Source organism: Mycobacterium sp. E735, assembly GCF_001666955.1.
Classification (GTDB): Bacteria; Actinomycetota; Actinomycetes; order Mycobacteriales; family Mycobacteriaceae; genus Mycobacterium.
The window spans coordinates 1-16,412 of the sequence record NZ_LZIX01000332.1 but is presented as its reverse complement, the minus strand read 5'-3'; the positions used below and the strand labels follow the sequence as shown (position 1 = coordinate 16,412).

Below are 16,412 nucleotides of genomic sequence, written 5' to 3'. Positions count from 1 at the left end.
TGGGATGCGCCTCCGGCCTGTGCTTGCGTGAGGGGTTGATCGATCTGGAGGCCGCGGCGCCGAAACGCTTGCGCGGCGCGCTGGTCGGCGCGTTCTACGTGGTGACCTACATCGGTTTCGGGCTGCCGCTCATTTTGGCGACGGTCGGGTCGGCGGTGTCGGCGACCGTTCTCGCGGTGATGGCCGCGCTGGCGTTGCTGGCCGCCGCGAGTCGGGCGGTGCGATTGCGGCGCGACGCCCACCGACAGGCCTGAAATCGCCCGCGCTCAGAGCAATTCGCGCAGCGTCTCGATCAGCTTGACCCGCTCGCCCGGGGTGGACGCGATGGGCGCCACGTTGAGCGTGGTGACCCCCGCTTCGCGGAACGCGGCCAGTCGATCCTTGACGAACTCGCGACTGCCGATCAGGTTCACGTCCCGGACCAGCTCGTCGGGCACGACCTTGGCGGCGCCGTCCTTGTCGCCGGCCAGGTAGAGCTCTTGGATCCGGTCCGCCTGCGGGCCGTAGCCGTACTTCGTCGCCAGGGCGTGGTAGAAGTTCTTGCCCTTGGCGCCCATGCCGCCGATGTAGAGGGCGAGATGGGGTTTCACGAATTCCCTTAGCGACTCCACGTTTTCACCGATGGCGAGGACCGGGCCGGCGTAGATGTCCAACTCACCCAGCTCGGCGTCCCGCTTGGCGCGGCCGGCGGCCAGCGCCTCGCCCCACACCTCCTGCGCCTTCTCGGGCAGGTAGAAGATCGGCTGCCAGCCCTCGGCGATCTCGGCCGCGAGCTCGACATTCTTGGGGCCAAGCGCCGCGACCAATATCGGAATGCGTTCTCGCACCGGCTTGTTGATCAGCTTGAGCGGCTTTCCGAGCCCGGTGCCCTGCCCGGCGGGAAGCGGGATCGTGTAGTACTTGCCCTGGTGCTTGACGGGTTCGCGCCGCCAGACCTGCCTGCAGATGTCGATCACTTCGCGGGTCCGGCCGATCGGCGCGTCGTAGGGCACCCCGTGAAAGCCCTCGATGACCTGCGGACCGGAAGCCCCCAGCCCAAGGGTGAACCGGCCATCGGAGACGTAGTCGAGCCCGGCGGCGGTCATCGCGGTGAGCGTGGGCGTTCGGGTGTAGAGCTGCAGGATCCCCGAGGCCAGGCCGACCCGTTCGGTGCTGGCGGCCAGGTAACCGAGCGCGCTCACCGCGTCGAACGAATAGGCCTCGGGGACAAAGACGATGTCGAGTCCGGCACGCTCGAGGTCGGCCACTTCGGCGGCCACGTCCTTGAAGCCGCCCGCATAGTTGATGCCTAATCCGATTCGCATGGTCGCTCGCCCCTACGCGGTGGTGAACGTGTCGGCCAGTTGGAGCGCCTCCTGCTGGATCCGCTCGAACTGGGCGCCCATCGCCTCGGACAACGCCTTCGCGCCTGAGAGCGGCCGCACCATCACCATGAAGTCGTCGATCAGGCCGTCGTCGTTGAAGTGCAGGAAGTCGCAGCCGGTGATCTTGACCCCGGGCGTCCCGGCGATTCCAGTCTCGAACACGAGGGCGTGGTCTCGGCCGTCGTCGTCGTGGATCTCCCGGATGTAACGGAAGTCCTCGAAGATGCGCAACACGCCGCTCAGGATGGCCGCGGTGATCGGCTTGCCGACATAGGGCTTGAACGCGACCGGGCTGGTGAACACGACGTCGTCGGCCAGCAGCGCGTGGATGCCGCTCTCGTCGCGGTCCTCGACGGCTTTGCGGAAGGGATGCATCCGACACCTCGGCTTGGATTGGTTGGGAAGTGCCGTTGACGCTATGCGGTCCGTCGGCCCGTGTCCATAGTGCGATTAATCACTTTGTTGATTATTCGTATCGTTGTACTCTTCTTCGATGTCGCTGCGTGACGCTGTCCTGGCGGCCCTCCTCGAGGGCGAGTCGTCCGGATACGACCTCGCCAAGGACTTCGACGCCTCGGTGGCGAATTTCTGGATGGCCACCCCCCAGCAGCTGTACCGCGAACTCGACCGCCTTGCCGAGCAGGGCCTCATCCGGGCGCGCGTCGTGCAGCAGGAGCGCCGGCCAAACAAGCGGCTGTTCTCGCTGACCGAGGCCGGCCACGACGCGATCCGGGAGTTCACCGCGAGGGCGCCCAAGCCCTCGGCGATTCGCGACGAACTGCTCATCAAGGTCCAGGCCGCGGACGCCGGGGACGCACCCGCCGTGCGGGAGTTCATCGTCGAGCGCCTGCAGTGGGCGACGGCCAAACTGCAACGCTACGAACGCTTGCGGGCGCGCATACTCGACGGACACGCCGAGGGGGAGTTTTTGGCCCATGCCGAGCGGATCGGCCCCTATTTGACGCTGCTGCGTGGGATCGCGTTCGAGGAAGAGAACGTTCGATGGGCCGAGCGCGCGCTGGACGTCATCGACCACCGCATGGCCGCGCGGCCTAAGCAGAACCCGAGCTCACCGCGTCGCCGGGCTGCTGCTGGCCGAGCAGCTCATCCTGACCGACCTCGGGAACGCTCCCCTCGCCGCTGAGCCGGGCACGCTTGCCCGGCTTCTTCGGCGTCTGCTTCGCCCCGTCTGGGGCGCCGACGGCGCGGTGGCCGTTGGACGGCAGGCCGGCCGGCCGGCCAGCCATTTCGATGGCTTTACCGGTGTACACGCGGTAGCCGAAATTTGGTAAGTAGCCGTGAATTTCGGGCGTGTCGAGGTCGCGCATGAACTGCAGGATGCCGCGACTGAACAGCTGCCCGGGCACCAGGACCGGAAAGCCCGGCGGGTAGGGCGTCACGTACGTCGCCGACACGACGTCAATGCCCGCGTCGAGCCGTTCATCGATCTGGTCGCCGGTGAGGTACTCACAGTTGGTGTCGTCGTAGGAGAGGTAGAACCCGCGGCGGACGTCCCCCTCGGGCGTCGGCTCGGCGCCGCTGTGATCCAGGAAGGCGGGGTGGAATCCGCTGAAATCGGGCAGTGGCAAGGACATTTCGGTGAGCCGGTAGACCGCGCGGTCGAAGTGCTCTCGCTCGCCGAGGCTCATCTCGGAGATGTTCTGGTCGAGTTCGGTGGCGATGTTGACCAGAACCTCCACCAGGAAGGCGACCGAACTGCGCGTGGTGCCGATGTTGGTCATGAACAGGACGCTGTTGCGCGACGTCTTGTTGATCTGGATTCCGTAGCGGTCCATCAACTGCTGGCGTTTGAAGGTGTCGCCGTCGTAGCCGGTGGGCCCGATGAACAACGTGATCCGCGACGGGTCGAGCACGAACTCGTCCTGGCCCCACGCCGCCATCATGTTGCGCAGGCCCGAGCGCAGCGGCTGGGCGATAGCCGACGGCCGGAACGGCTCCGGGATCAGATCCGACGTGCGCAGGCAGCGCATGTACTTGCTGAGCAACGGATGGTTGTCGATCGCGTCGCGCAACTGCATCGCGTTCTCGATCTGCCGTTGCACCAGCTCGACTCCCTCCAGCGCGACCTGCCGGCGCCCCAGGTCCAGCGACGCGAGAATCTGGTAGTTGGGGGAGGTCGACGTGTGGGCCATGTATGCCTCGTGGAACGGCTCGGCGACCTTCTGGTCGAAATCCTGATCGAAAACGTGGATCATCGATCCCTGCCTCAGCGCGGTCAACGTCTTGTGCGTCGACTGCGTGGCGTACACCCGCACCCGGGCCCGGGCGGGGTCGGGCAGCAAGCGACGGTCCAAAAGCTCGTCGTCGCTGGGTGTTTCGTTGCCACCGGCCGAGAGATATTCCTCGTAGCGACGCCGATAGCCGGGGTCCTGCAGCCGCGCGCGCATGGTCCGTGCCGCGGCCATCGCGGTGCGCGTCCGGTAGACCGGGTGGAACCGCGCGAAGGCGAACCAGGCCTCGTCCCAGAGGAATACCAGGTCGGGTTTGATGGCCAGGCACTCCTCCATGACACGCTCGACGTCGTAGACGATCCCGTCGAAGGTGCAGTTCGTCAGCGACATCATCTTCACGCGGTCGAGCTTGCCGGCCCTTTTGAGCGCCAACAGCTTTGACTTGATCTCCCGCAGGGGGACCGCCCCGTACATCGAATACTCGTTGAGCGGATACGCCTCCAGATACACCACGTTCGCACCGGCGAGCATCATCCCGTAGTGGTGCGATTGATGGCAGTTGCGGTCCAGCAGCACGATGTCGCCGGGCGCCACCAGCGCCTGCGTGACAATCTTGTTGGCCGTCGAGGTCCCGTTGGTGACGAAGTACGTGTGCCGCGATCCGTAGGCCTGCGCGGCGAGTTGTTGCGCTTCTCGCAGCGGCCCGGTCGGTTCCAGCAGTGAGTCGAGGCCCCCGCACGTCGCCGACGTCTCGGCCATGAACACGTCGAGGCCGTAGAACCCCACCATGTCCCTGATCCAGTGGGAGTTGACGATCGATTTGCCCTGCGAAATCGGCAGCGCGTGAAAGACACCGGTGGGCCGGTGGCTGTACTGCTTGAGCGCGCTGAAGAACGGTGTGCGGTAACGCGCCGCGACGCCCTGCAAGATCGACAGGTGCAGCTCGAGCATGCCCTCGCGCGCGTGGAACACCCTGCGGAAGTACTGGCCCAGCCGACCGGCGATGTCTTCGACCTCGATCTCGGTCATCAGGTACAGGTCGAGCTCCGGCCGCAGTTCGGCCAGCGATGTCGCCAGGATCTGCGCGCGTTCCTCGGGAGTCTGGTGGTCGTTCAGCTCGTCGGATACGGCCGTGTCGACGAACTCCGACAGCGCCGACAGGTCCCGCGTCGATTGGTGCGAGAAGCGCCGGCGGATCACCACCGCCTGCAGGTTGACGTTGAGCCGCGCCGCGATGAGGGCCTCGTCCCCGCTGGCGACCACCACCAGTTCGTAGACGAATTCGTCGTCGGGGCGCCGCCATTTGCGGACCTCGTTGCGCAGGGCGCGTTCCTGGTCCTCGGTCATCTTCTCGACGACCAGCACCTCGAAGTAGGGACGGTCGCGCTGCGACGCCGGCTGATGCTCGATGAGTTGCCGCGGATCGGACGGGAACATGTCGAGTTCGTCGGCACCGGCGTTGTCCACGTCCCCTGAGCGGTAGGACTCGGTGGTCAGCGCCCGGTTGACCTGCGCGACCGCCTGCGCGAACTTGTCGTAGCTGCCGGCGGCGAAAAGCCTTTGTATGCGCGCGAACTGCGGCGCGCCGGGGTAGGCCCAGTAGGGCTCCAGCGTGCTCAGGCGCGTCAGCAACTCCTGGCAGGCGCCCGCCCATTTGTCCCTCAGCGTGCCGGTGGTGGTCGGCCGCGTCAGCCGGTCCGCGGCTTCTTCCAACCGGCACCACGAGTCGCTGCGCACCTGCCAAAGGCTGTTGTATGCGCGCAAGTGTTCTGTCATGGCCGCCCTTTCTGGGAGCACGGCGACTCCTGAGTCCCGGAGCGTCGGTCCAGGCTTGCAGAGTCAATACGCCCGCCGGTGACCGGAAGGCGAACACCGAGCGTCCGTCGCGTGACAGCCGCCGCTCACACCGCGGCGCCTGCCATCGATCGCTACCTCCAGGCGAAGACCGGTTGCTCCAGCCCGTCGACCGCGTCCGGTCGGCCTTCCAGACACAGCCACCTCAACTGCAGCAGCACGGCGCCGGTCGGCGCGTGAATCAGGTCGTTGCCCAGAGGAATCTGCACGACCGGGCGCGGGCTCTCCGGGATGGTGATGAATCGCGGCGAGTCGTCGCGCTGCAATTGATGCAGCCCCACCCGGTACACCGCCACCACCTCGTCGGGCGCCGGGCGGGGATCGAGGCGGCCGCCGCCCCAGATCACGACCGGGGTGATGACGTACCCGGACCGCGTCGGATAGTCGTCGAGGAGGCCCAACACGGTCGAACTGGTCACGGCGATGCCGACCTCCTCGCGCAATTCCCGCAGGGCCGCGTCGACGGCGGTCTCGCCCGGGTCGAGCCTGCCACCGGGCAGCGCCCATTGCGCGGCGTGTGAGGTGAGTCGAGATGCCCTCCGGCACAACAAGAACGCCGCGCCGCCCGAGACGCCGACCATCCGGCCGTCAAGGCCGGGCTCCGGCATCGGGCGGTCACCGTTCCATTCGTCCACCGGCGCCGGATCCACCCGGTCCTCGCCGAGGGTGGAGTCCACCAACACCACGGCGACCGCCGCGTGCCGTTTGGTTGGGTCGGTCACCTCGCGGCGGTCGTGGCGCGCGAGATTGCCGCTGATCCGCTCGCGCAGAGCCTCGTCATACGGGATGGTCACGGGTTCGAGACTATGCGGGGCCGGTCCCGGCGCGTCCCGGGTACTCCGGTGAACGCCCGGCGCCCCGCGCTCGTGGGTGTGCATGTACGGGAGGAGACGGATGAAGGTCATCGGTATCGAGGAGCACTACAGGTTTCCGGCCATAGCCGAAGAACACCGCAATCAAGGGGCCGACTCGGCGACCGAAATGCTGAGGCACGCGGGCTGCGGTTCTCCCGGAACGGAAGGCGAATGGCCGCCGGGGATCACCGACGTGGGCGAGGGGCGGATCGCCGCGATGGACGCCGCGGGCATCGACATGCAGATCCTTTCGCACTCCGTCCCGGGACCCGAGACTCTGGACCCCGATTCGGCGATCGAGCTGGCCCGGCGGGCGAACGACGCGGTGGTCGCCGCGGTCGGGCGGCATCCCGACCGGTTCCGCGGCTTCGCCACCCTCCCGATGCGCGACCCCTCGGCGGCGGCCGCCGAGCTCGAGCGCACCGTCCGCGATCACGGCTTCGTGGGCGCCCTGATCAACGGACACGTCAACGGGCGCTACCTGGACGACACGTTCTTCTGGCCGGTCTTCGAATCCGCCGAAACCCTGGGCGTGCCAATCTTTTTGCACCCGACCATCCCGCCGCAGTCGATCATCGACACCTATTACGGCGGCTTTGACCCGAAGGTGTCGGCTCGGTTGGCGGCGGCCGGGGTCGGCTGGCATATCGACACCGGGGTGCACTGCCTCCGGCTGATCCTGGGTGGGGTGTTCGACCGGTTCCCGCAGCTACAGATCATCGTGGGTCACCACTTCGAGGCGCTCAGCTGGATGGGCTGGCGGACCGACTACTCGTTTCCGGTCGAGGCGACGGGTCTCAAACGCACCGTCAAGGAGTACCTGCGGGAGAACTTCTACGGTGGCATCCTCGCCGGCGATTTCTTCAGTCAGGAGCCCGGCGCCGCGGATCCCAGTTGGAGCCTGTCCTTCAACGCCTATCTGGCGATGGTCAATGTGATCGGCATCGACCGCGTGGTCTTCACCGCCGACTATCCCTACGGCAACATCAAGGCGTGCCGCCAGTTCCTCGACAGGATGCCGATCAACCGGGGCGACCGGGAGAAGATCGCCCACCTCAATGCCGAGCGGCTGCTGAGGCTTTGAGCACCGGCAACCATTGGGGTGGTTAACTGCCATCATGCAACGGAAACCCCTGCTGGCGCGGCGCTTCTTCGACCGCTTCGAACCGGTGCATGCGGTGACGTATTTCGCGCCGGAGGCGCGGGCGGCGCTGGACGGGCTGGGCTACCGCGGATTCTGGATGGGCTACTTCGCCGCGCGCTCGGCGCCGCTGGGCCCGGTGCCCCGGCAGGTGGTCACCGCGATCTTCTACAACTTCGCCCCCGAACGGATCGCCAAGGCGCTGCCGGCGGCCTGGGAGGTCGCCGGGCCGGACGCGGCGTTGCGGGCCCGGCAGGAATCGGCCGTCGCGGCGTTGCGCCGCTACGGGCTGGGCGACAGCGAAAACATCCGTGCCGCAGCGGAATTGGCGGGCAAGGCGGCCAGGCGGGCCCCGCTGGATGCACGACCGTTGTTCGCCGCCAACCTGGCGTTGCCGTGGCCGGACGATCCGCTGGCCGCGCTCTGGCACGCGACGACGCTGCTGCGCGAGCACCGGGGCGACGGACATGTGGCGGTGCTGGCCGCCGCGGGCATCTCGGGCCGGGAGTCCAACGTGTTGCACGCCGCGGCCGGCGGTGTCCCGCGCGAGTACATCGCGCGCACCCGCGACTACGACGAGGCCGCGTGGCGACACCACGAGCAACGGCTGGCCGAACGGGGGCTGCTCGACGATGAGGGCTCGCTGACCGCGGCCGGCCGGGAACTGAAGGACCACATCGAACGGTCCACCGATGCGCTTTCCCTGTCCGCGCTCGACGCGCTCGACGACGACGAGGTGGAGACGCTGTTCCGGGCGCTCACGCCGGTCACCCGCACGGTGGTCGCCGGCGGTGATGTGCCCGCCCGCACGCCGATGGGATTGCGCCGCGACGAATTGCACGACGACAGCGCGCATTTGACTTCTTAGCCGCGGCGCGCGACCACAGCCGATCGTCTACTGCGCGGACAGCTACTGTGGCCCCATGAGCAGTGAGCGGATACCCGGCGGAGTGGTGCACAAGCTTCCGGCCGACCTGCGCGAGTCGCTGATCGGCAATGCCACCGCGCTCGCCGCGTGGAACGACATCACGCCCTTGGCCCGCAACGAATTCATCTGCTGGGTCGAGGACGCCAAGCAGGAAGCCACCCGGCAGCGCCGCATTCGCCGGACACAGGAGGAGCTGGAAGAGGGCAAGCGCAGGCCCTGCTGTTGGCCCGGGTGCAAGCACCGCGAGCGCAACGGCAAGTAACGCCGGTCAGCGGCCAAGCGGCATGTAGAACACCAGGCCGTTGCCCTTGTTGTCATAGACCACGGCACGGCGTTCATGCGCGTCGTCGTACGGCCCTTTGACGATGCCGCCGCCGCTGGCCTCCACCGCCTTCGCCGCGGCGTCGACGTCGGCGGTCTTGATGCCGACGACGACCTGACCCGGTATCGGGTGGTCCACGGCGGTCGCCAGCGCCAGCGTGACGGGGCCGCCGTCGAGGGCGGCGAAGTGCGCCCCATCGCGGAACTTCAGCGCCATGCCGAGCGTCTCGCTGTAGAACCGGATCGACTCGTCCAGGTCGTCAGTCGACAGGATGATCATTTTGACTTCGTGCTCGCTCACGGCGCCTCCTCTGGCTGGATGGCATACAGCGTAGGCCCGGGACGGCGCCGGGAGAAGGCGAGAAGCGGCGGCGCGGACTGAACGACAGAGGCCCTGCGCCGCAAGGTCGTTGACCAAAGCCGGGGATGTCGGCGGGGGTGGATCAGCTGCGCCCGGCCGGAATGACCTGCCCGTCAAGGTAGTCCATCGGCGGCCCGTCCCCGTGTCCCGCGCCGTGGTCGGCCACCGCGGTGGCCATGGCGGTGCCGTCCTGGATGGTTCCGACGATGACCACGTGGTCATTGACCGTGAAATGTGAAGCGGCAGCTGCCGGTTGGCCACCGCGACCGATGAGCGTGGTGTTGGGCGTCACGAGATAGGTCTGCGTGTAGCCGTCGGCGCTTCTGGCGGTGACCGAGCCCGCCGACACCGCGACCACGGTGCCCTCCTGCCGCACCGGGCGCGAAGCGGCGGACGGCGGCTCCTGGCTCGCCTCGATCATTCGCTTCTCGCCGTGCGGAGCGTTGAGCACCAGGGCCGCACACGCCGCCGCGCACAACATCGAGGCGGAAAGCACGTCGCACACCGCCGCGATGCCCGACCGCCGGCGCGGCGTTCGATCCGCCGGCGGTCTTTGCTGCGCCGTCGCGCTCATCCGATGCTTGGCACTCACGATCAATCCTTCCCTGCGGTTTCGCGCCGACGAAGGCCGACGCGTACCGATGCAGGTTGTTGCTCGTGGTTTTACCCCGGGCGCTGCACGGATAAACCGGCCCGGGGTTCAGCTATGGTGCGCCCGAATCGGGGCCCGGTTCCTCAGCCCTTGACGAGGGTGAACTGCGCGACGTCGGTGTAGCCCTCGCGGAACAGGTCGGCGCAACCGGTCAGGTACTTCATGTACCGGTCGTAGACCTCTTGGGACTGAATCGCGATGGCCTCTTCGCGGCGCGACTCGAGGGCGGCCGCCCAGGTGTCGAGGGTGCGCGCGTAATGCAGGCGCAGCGGCTGGTAGAGCTTGAGACCGAAGCCGGCGCGGGTCGCGTGCTCTTCGACCGTCTTGGCCGCGGGCAGGTCTCCGCCCGGGAAGATCTCGTCCATGATGAATTTCATGAACCGCAGTTTCGTCATGGTGATGGGCAGCCCACGCTCTTCGAATTCCTCGCGGCTGGGCTGGATGATGGTGTGCAGCATCATCACGCCGTCGGCGGGCAACGCCTCGTAGGCCATCTTGAAGAAGTCGGGATAGCGGTCGCGCCCGAAGTGCTCGAAGGCGCCGATGGAAACGATGCGGTCCACCTTCTCGTCGAACTGCTCCCAGCCCTGTAGCAACACCCGCTTGCTCCGCGCGCTGGGGTGCTCGTCGAGGCGCTGCTGCACGTGCGCCTGCTGGTTGCGGCTCAGGGTGAGGCCGACGACGTTGACGTCGTACTGCTCGAGGGCCCGGATGATGGTGGTGCCCCAGCCGCAGCCGATGTCGAGCAGGGTCTGGCCCGGTTGCAGCCCGAGCTTGCCCAGCGACAGGTCGACCTTGGCGAGCTGAGCTTCTTCGAGGGTCATGTCGTCGCGCTGGAAATAGGCGCAGCTGTAGGTCCGCGTGGGGTCCAGGAACAGCGCGAAGAAGTCGTCGGACAGGTCGTAGTGCGCCTGAACGTCGTCGAAATGCGGCTCTAGGCTCACGGGCTCGCTGCGGTTCTCGGGCACAAACAACCTCTGACTGTGGTGGATTTTTTCTCGCACGCGATCGCGGTCGATCGACATGCTGACGACCCAGTGTATCCGCACGGTCTACGAGGCCCTTCTCGACGTTGCCCGGCCGGTTGACTGGCTGCGCCGCGATGGGACACCATGGCGCGAACCGTAGCGGGAGGGAGGTGGGGCGTCGCGATGGCTGACATCACCATGTTGATCCTCGCCGACCACGAGTGGTTCCGCGAACAGTTCGCCAGGCTGGACTACCTGCAGGCTCAGACGCCGGTCGACGAAACCGCCCTTGCCCGGGTGTGGCGGCCCCTCGCCGACAAGCTGGACGTGCACGCCTACATCGAGGAGAAGATCTTCTACCCGCAACTTCTGACGCGGGTCGGCGACGACGCCGAGGGTGAGACGCTCGACGCCATCGGTGATCACAACGACATCCGCGACGGGGTGCGCGACGCCAACGCCGCAGAGGTGGGCACCGACGAATGGTGGGCGGCGGTCGGCCGCACGCGCGAGGCCAACGACGACCACATGGGCGAAGAGGAGCGAGAGGGGCTGTCGGATTTCCGTCGCAGGGCTCCCATCGGCCTGCGGGAAGCGCTGGGCCGGCAATACAGCGACTTCATGGCCGAACACCCCACCACCGAGGGTTTGCCGATCGTCGACCGGGACCCGCAGCGCTACGTCGACGATATCGAGGCGGCCACCCGGTCGGAGGACCGGTCGAAGCCCCGGGATTATTCGCTTCGCATCGGCAGCCTGAAAGGTCAATGAGTTCTTCTCGGGCTGGCCCGGTCGCTACGATCGGCCACCGGCCGATGAAGACGACGAGCCGGATGGGAGCGCAACTTGTTCGGCCCTCGGGACTTCTGGGTACGCAATCCGTCGATGAATGCGCGACGCCGCCGCCGGAAATGGGCACGCAACGAGATCCGGGTCGCCGACCCGGCCATGCGCCAGACCATCATGGGCACCGCCATCGGCAACTTCATGGAGTGGTACGACTTCGGGGTCTACGGCTACATCGCCACCACCCTCGCCCAGGTGTTCTACCCCGGTAAGAGCGTCAGCGGCGTCCACCTGATCGCGACCTTCGGCACGCTGGCCGCCGCGTTCGTGGTGCGGCCTCTCGGTGGCTTCATCTTCGGGCCCCTCGGCGACCGCATCGGACGGCATCGGGTCCTGGTCATCACGATCCTGATGATGACGATCAGCACGACCGTGACCGGCCTGCTGCCCGGCTACAGCGCCATCGGCATCTGGGCGCCGATCCTGCTCGTCATCGCGCGGATCTTCCAGGGGCTGTCGACCGGCGGTGAGTTCGTCGGCGCGATGACGTACCTGGTCGAGCAGGCGCCGGACCACAAACGCGGCAGGATGGTCGGATTCTTGCCGATGGGCAACCTGGTCGGGTTCGTGCTGGCCGGGATGCTCGTCACGGCCTTACAAACCTGGCTGCCGGACGAAGCCATGCTGACCTACGGCTGGCGGATCCCGCTGTTACTGGGCGCGCCCTTCGGTCTGTTCGCCCTGATTCTGCGGCTTCGGCTCAAGGAGTCGTCCGCCTATCAGAGCGCGACGGAGGGCGCGCAGCAGTCGGGCGGGCGCCGGCAGCAATTCCGGCGCACGGTTGTGGACCAGTGGCGGGGGCTGCTGATCTGCGCCGCCCTGGTGCTCACCTCCCAGGTCGCCGATTTCATGCTGACCGGTTACCTGCCGACCTACCTCAAGCTGTTCGTGCGCGCCGGCCACACCGCCGGGCTGGTGATGATCGTGGTGACGTTGGCGATCCTGATGGTCACGGTGGTGCTGGTCGCCAGCCTGTCCGACCGCATCGGCGTCAAGCCGATCATGTGGACCGGCTGCGCACTGCTGGTCGTCGGTTCGATCCCCGCGTTCCTGCTCATCCGCTTCGGCGGGATCTACCCGGTGATCTTCATGGGTGTGCTGCTGATCGGGTTGATGGAACTGTGCTTCGACAGCACCGCGCCGGCCATGCTGCCGGCGCTGTTCCCCACGAACGTCCGCTACGGGGCGCTGGCGATCTCGTACAACATCTCCATATCCGCGGTCGGCGGCACTACGCCGCTGATCGCCCAGGCGTTGGTCTCGGGCACCGGCAACGTCATGGCGCCCGCCTACATGCTGATCTTCGGCGGCCTGGTGGGCGCGGTCACGCTGCTGTTCACGCCCGAGGTCGCCGGGAAGCCGCTGCCGGGGTCCGGGCCCGCCGTGGAAACCGAGCAGGAGGCGCGCGAGCTGGCCGAGGGCGTCCGGTAGCCGAAGGCCGCGAAACGCGTTGCGGGCGAACCCTCCACGCGACCACTCCCACCGAGCGGCCAACGACGTTTATTTTGCGTTTCCCGGCCTATCTCTAAGGGATGAGGAGCGCTTTTCACCATCGATTGGGAACCCTCAGCGAACAGCTCGCCGCGATGTGCGCGATGGCCGGCGGAGCCATCGGGCTGGCTACCGAGGCGCTGCTGAAGGCCGACCTGGTGCTGGCGGAACGCGTCATCGCCGGCCAGGCGGACATCGTCGCCGTCAACACCGGCGTCGAGGAGACCGCATTCGCGTTGCTGGCCTTGCAGGCCCCGGTGGCGACCGACCTGCGGGCGGTGGTCAGTGCCATCCGGATCGCCGCGGACGCGCAACGGATGGGCGGGCTCGCGGTACACGTGGCCGACATCGCCCGCATGCGCCATCCCCGCATTGCCGTGCCCGACGATGTGCGCCACCACATCGCCGAAATGGATGATGCCGCCGAGCAGCTGGCCGTCGGCGCGCGAGAAGTATTGCTGGCCCAGGATCCTCGCCGGGCGGCCCAGATCCGCCGCGACGATGATGCGATGGACGAACTGCACCACCAATTGCTGACGGCTCTGATGGACCCGTGCTGGACGCACGGTGTCGCCGCCGCGGTGGATGTCACGCTGTTGGGCCGCTTCTACGAGCGCTTCGCCGACCACGCCGTGCAGATCGCCCGGCGGGTCATCTTTCAGGCGACCGGGCACTAGCCGAAAACGCATGCCGGCGAACGAGTTTCGGCCGCCCGTGTGAGAACCCACCGCTTGGGTATATAGAGGTTGTGCTGCTACCCCTCCGTCGTCCCATCGCCGCCGCCGGCGCCGCACCCGGGCCGGCGGCTTGATGGCGAAGCCCAAGCCGGTTCCCGATGACCTGCGGCGGGTGGCCGCGGCTCACGGGGTGGCCACCTCCTATCGAAACGAGCGGCGAGAGCCGGTGGAGGTCGACGCCGACGTCGTGATCCGGGTGCTCGGCCTCCTCGATGTCGACGCCTCGAGCGAAGCCGCGCGGCGACGCGAGCTGGCCCGGCTCGCCGAGCGCGACCGCGCCGGCGCGCTGCCACCCACGATCGCCGTGCGGCTGGATGGGCGCCCCCGGGCCGTGCCCGGCGCCGCCGTCCTGGTGAGCGAGGACGGCGTCCGGACCGAAGTGCGCGACGAGCTGCCCGGTGACCTCAGCCCGGGCTGGTATCGGATCGAGCTGCGCGACGGTCAGGAGGCCACCCTGGTGGCCGCCCCGCCCCGCGTGCCTCCCACGCCGGCCACCTGGGGCTGGATGTTGCAGCTGTATGCGTTGCGATCCGCGCGATCCTGGGGCATCGGCGACCTGGGCGACCTGCGCGAGTTCCTGAATTGGACCGCCGCCGAGCATGGGGCCGGCGTGGTGCTGCTCAACCCGCTGCACGCGCCCGGCCCGACGCACCCGGTGCAGCCGTCGCCCTACACCCCGTCCAGCCGACGATTCGCCAACCCGCTGGCGCTGCGCATCGAGGATCTCGACGCCTACCGCCAGGCCGACCCGGAAACCCGCGCGGAGGTCGACGCGTTGCGGGTCTCGCCCACCACCGAGCGGGTCGACTACGACCTGGTGTGGGCGGCCAAGCGGTCGGCGCTGGAACTGTTGTGGCGCGCCGACGGCCGGCCCAACCCGCTGGACCAGTCGGCCGCCGGCACCGGTCTGCGCGACTGGGCCACGTATTGCGCGCTGGCCGAGCGGCACGGCGGCCGGTGGACCCGCTGGCCCGCACCGCTGCATGACGTCGCCGGGCCCGGCGTGGCGGCGGCCCGGCGGGAGCTGGCACCCCGGCTGGCCTTCCACGCGTGGGTGCAGCAACGCTGCGACGAGCAGCTGACGACCGTGCGCGACGCCGCACGCGACGCGGGCATGGCGCTCGGCGTGCTGCACGACCTACCGGTCGGGGTGGACGCGAACGGCGCCGACGCGTGGGCGCTGGCCGACGTGCTCGCCACCGGGGTGAGCATCGGCGCGCCGCCGGACAACTTCACGCCGCGCGGGCAGGATTGGGGGCTTCCGCCGTGGCGGCCGGACCGCCTCGCCGCCACCGGCTACGCCGCGCTGCGGGACATGCTGCGCGCAGTGCTCGCCCATGCCGACGGGCTGCGGATCGACCATGTCGCAGGGTTGTGGCGGCTCTGGTGGATCCCGCCGGGGGACGGTCCGGAGCGCGGCACCTACGTGCACTACGACGCCGACGTGATGCTCGCGGTCTTGGCGCTGGAGGCGCATCGCGCGGGAGCCGCCGTCGTCGGCGAGGATCTGGGCACCGTCGAACCCGAGGTGACCCAGGCGCTGGCCGACAACGAGATGCTGGGCTGCGCGGTGTCGTGGTTCACCCGTGACGAGTCGGCTCCGGGCGAGCCGCTGCTGCCGCCTGCGCAGTGGCCGTCGCGGGCGGCCGCCAGCCTGTCCACCCACGACCTCCCCACGGCGGCGGGTTTCCTGCGCGGTGAACACGTGCGGGCCCGCGCGGACCTCGGGCTGCTTGACGACGTGCCGGGCGAGCAGTCGGTGGCCGACAAGGAACGAGCCGAGTGGGTGGAACTGCTGCGGTCCGAAGGGCTGCTTTCGGGCTCCGACGCGGACGAGCCGGCAATCATCACCGCGATGCACCGATTGCTCGCCGCGACCCCGAGCCGGCTGAAACTGATCTCGCCCTACGACGTGCTGGCCGAACCCCGGCAGCCCAACCTGCCGGGCACCATCGACGAATACCCGAACTGGCGGTTGCCCCTGCCGGAGACGCTGGAGGAACTGCGCGCCGACCCGAGGGTCGCCGAAATCACCGCCGCCTTCCGAGGGGCGCGGTAACCGGGCCCAGGCGGTCTCTCACGCGTGCCGCAGCACCAACAGCTCGCCCGTCAGCGCCCCGTCCCCGAGCAGCCGCCCGATCTTCGAGCTCTGCCGTTCGGCCAGCTGCCAGGCCTCCGTGTGCCCGTGGCGGTCCCTCAGCGCGTTTTCCACGGCGTCGATGCGCTCGTTCCACGTGTCGGCGATCGCCGGGAGGTCCGACGTGCCCAGCGAGTGCTCGACGCGCAGGCCGGCGCGCGTCACCAGCTCACGCAGGCGAGCGGGCGACGGGAAGTGGTTGCCGTCGGTCGTGTCGTTCGCCGCGTCAGAGTGCGCGACGAAAACCAGCAGCCCGATGGGCCCGCCGGGCCGCACGACGCGGCGCAACTCGTCGAGCAGCCCGAGCTGATCCGGCGTCGTGCACAACACGCCCAGGGACCAGGCGGCGTCGAAGCTCGAGTCAGTCACCGGCAGGGCGGCGCCCGCCGCGCACACCACCGGGAATCCGAACAACTTCTTCGCCGCGCGGCAGGCACCGGTCTCCGGTTCGACGAGCACCGGACGCACCGGACGCGAGCGCGCGGCATACGCGGCGGGCCCGCCGACGCCTGCGCCGGAGTCCAGCAATGTGTCACCGGCCGTCAGGCCCATGCGGTCGATGAGCC

At 68.4% G+C, this 16,412-nt stretch carries 16 protein-coding genes and 1 pseudogene; 9 read left to right on the top strand and 8 right to left on the bottom strand.

Annotated features, from left to right (window positions below):
* Positions 1 to 254 (top strand): annotated as a pseudogene (locus A5704_RS26835) (MFS transporter); the annotation flags it as partial.
* Between the two features lie 12 nt (positions 255 to 266).
* Here A5704_RS26835 and A5704_RS26830 read toward each other — a convergent pair.
* Positions 267 to 1,304 carry an LLM class F420-dependent oxidoreductase gene (locus A5704_RS26830; RefSeq protein ID WP_067753620.1) on the bottom strand — a complete coding sequence of 346 codons (1,038 nt, stop codon included), beginning with the start codon at positions 1,302 to 1,304 and terminating at the stop codon, positions 267 to 269.
* A 12-nt stretch (positions 1,305 to 1,316) separates the two neighbouring features.
* Positions 1,317 to 1,739 carry a nuclear transport factor 2 family protein gene (locus A5704_RS26825; RefSeq protein ID WP_067891931.1) on the bottom strand — a complete coding sequence of 141 codons (423 nt, stop codon included), beginning with the start codon at positions 1,737 to 1,739 and terminating at the stop codon, positions 1,317 to 1,319.
* Between the two features lie 118 nt (positions 1,740 to 1,857).
* Between A5704_RS26825 and A5704_RS28075 the strand changes: the two genes are divergently transcribed.
* On the top strand, positions 1,858 to 2,508 hold the full coding sequence (locus A5704_RS28075) for a PadR family transcriptional regulator (protein WP_067779021.1): 651 nt from the start codon (positions 1,858 to 1,860) through the stop codon (positions 2,506 to 2,508).
* On the opposite strand, the gene A5704_RS26815 is transcribed toward A5704_RS28075, so the two are convergent.
* Both A5704_RS26815 and A5704_RS26810 read right to left on the bottom strand, forming a co-directional pair.
* The gene (locus tag A5704_RS26815; protein WP_067753610.1) at positions 2,417 to 5,332 is read right to left on the bottom strand and encodes an ornithine decarboxylase; all 2,916 of its coding nucleotides are present in this window, start codon (positions 5,330 to 5,332) and stop codon (positions 2,417 to 2,419) included. The two genes, A5704_RS28075 and A5704_RS26815, sit on opposite strands and share 92 nt — an antisense overlap.
* 152 nt (positions 5,333 to 5,484) lie before the next feature.
* Entirely contained in the window at positions 5,485 to 6,204 is a 720-nt protein-coding gene (locus tag A5704_RS26810) for a CoA pyrophosphatase (protein WP_067891928.1), read from the bottom strand.
* 100 nt (positions 6,205 to 6,304) lie between these two features.
* On the opposite strand from A5704_RS26810, the gene A5704_RS26805 reads away from it, so the two are divergent.
* The 3 genes from A5704_RS26805 to A5704_RS26795 are packed head-to-tail and all read left to right on the top strand — an operon-like array spanning position 6,305 to position 8,595.
* Positions 6,305 to 7,348 (top strand): amidohydrolase family protein, encoded by a 1,044-nt coding sequence (locus A5704_RS26805; RefSeq protein ID WP_067891925.1) that lies wholly within the window; start codon positions 6,305 to 6,307, stop codon positions 7,346 to 7,348.
* A 34-nt stretch (positions 7,349 to 7,382) separates the two neighbouring features.
* Positions 7,383 to 8,273, top strand: coding sequence for a hypothetical protein (locus A5704_RS26800; RefSeq protein WP_067891922.1), 891 nt, complete (start codon positions 7,383 to 7,385; stop codon positions 8,271 to 8,273).
* 55 nt (positions 8,274 to 8,328) lie between these two features.
* A complete protein-coding gene (locus A5704_RS26795; RefSeq protein WP_067753598.1) occupies positions 8,329 to 8,595 on the top strand; it encodes a YdeI/OmpD-associated family protein in 267 nt (88 codons plus the stop codon).
* A 6-nt stretch (positions 8,596 to 8,601) separates the two neighbouring features.
* Here A5704_RS26795 and A5704_RS26790 read toward each other — a convergent pair whose 3' ends face one another.
* The 3 genes from A5704_RS26790 to A5704_RS26780 all read right to left on the bottom strand — a co-directional run bounded on the left by A5704_RS26790 (position 8,602) and on the right by A5704_RS26780 (position 10,635).
* Positions 8,602 to 8,955, bottom strand: coding sequence for a VOC family protein (locus A5704_RS26790; RefSeq protein WP_067753595.1), 354 nt, complete (start codon positions 8,953 to 8,955; stop codon positions 8,602 to 8,604).
* A 142-nt stretch (positions 8,956 to 9,097) separates the two neighbouring features.
* The gene (locus A5704_RS26785; RefSeq protein WP_082954983.1) at positions 9,098 to 9,607 is read right to left on the bottom strand and encodes a hypothetical protein; all 510 of its coding nucleotides are present in this window, start codon (positions 9,605 to 9,607) and stop codon (positions 9,098 to 9,100) included.
* A 143-nt stretch (positions 9,608 to 9,750) separates the two neighbouring features.
* On the bottom strand, positions 9,751 to 10,635 hold the full coding sequence (locus tag A5704_RS26780) for a cyclopropane mycolic acid synthase family methyltransferase (RefSeq protein ID WP_067753632.1): 885 nt from the start codon (positions 10,633 to 10,635) through the stop codon (positions 9,751 to 9,753).
* A gap of 183 nt (positions 10,636 to 10,818) precedes the next feature.
* On the opposite strand from A5704_RS26780, the gene A5704_RS26775 reads away from it, so the two are divergent.
* From A5704_RS26775 to malQ, 4 genes are all read left to right on the top strand, one after another.
* The gene (locus A5704_RS26775) at positions 10,819 to 11,406 is read left to right on the top strand and encodes a hemerythrin domain-containing protein (RefSeq protein ID WP_067779006.1); all 588 of its coding nucleotides are present in this window, start codon (positions 10,819 to 10,821) and stop codon (positions 11,404 to 11,406) included.
* Between the two features lie 177 nt (positions 11,407 to 11,583).
* Entirely contained in the window at positions 11,584 to 12,912 is a 1,329-nt protein-coding gene (locus A5704_RS26770) for an MFS transporter (RefSeq protein WP_067753629.1), read from the top strand.
* Positions 12,913 to 13,013: 101 nt separating this feature from the next.
* Positions 13,014 to 13,649, top strand: coding sequence for a phosphate signaling complex protein PhoU (gene phoU, locus A5704_RS26765; RefSeq protein ID WP_067891916.1), 636 nt, complete (start codon positions 13,014 to 13,016; stop codon positions 13,647 to 13,649).
* Positions 13,650 to 13,782: 133 nt separating this feature from the next.
* The gene (malQ, locus tag A5704_RS26760) at positions 13,783 to 15,768 is read left to right on the top strand and encodes a 4-alpha-glucanotransferase (protein ID WP_067891912.1); all 1,986 of its coding nucleotides are present in this window, start codon (positions 13,783 to 13,785) and stop codon (positions 15,766 to 15,768) included.
* 18 nt (positions 15,769 to 15,786) lie between these two features.
* On the opposite strand, the gene A5704_RS26755 is transcribed toward malQ, so the two are convergent.
* On the bottom strand, positions 15,787 to 16,412 hold a 626-nt coding region (locus tag A5704_RS26755; RefSeq protein ID WP_067891910.1), incomplete at its 5' end, for a class I SAM-dependent methyltransferase.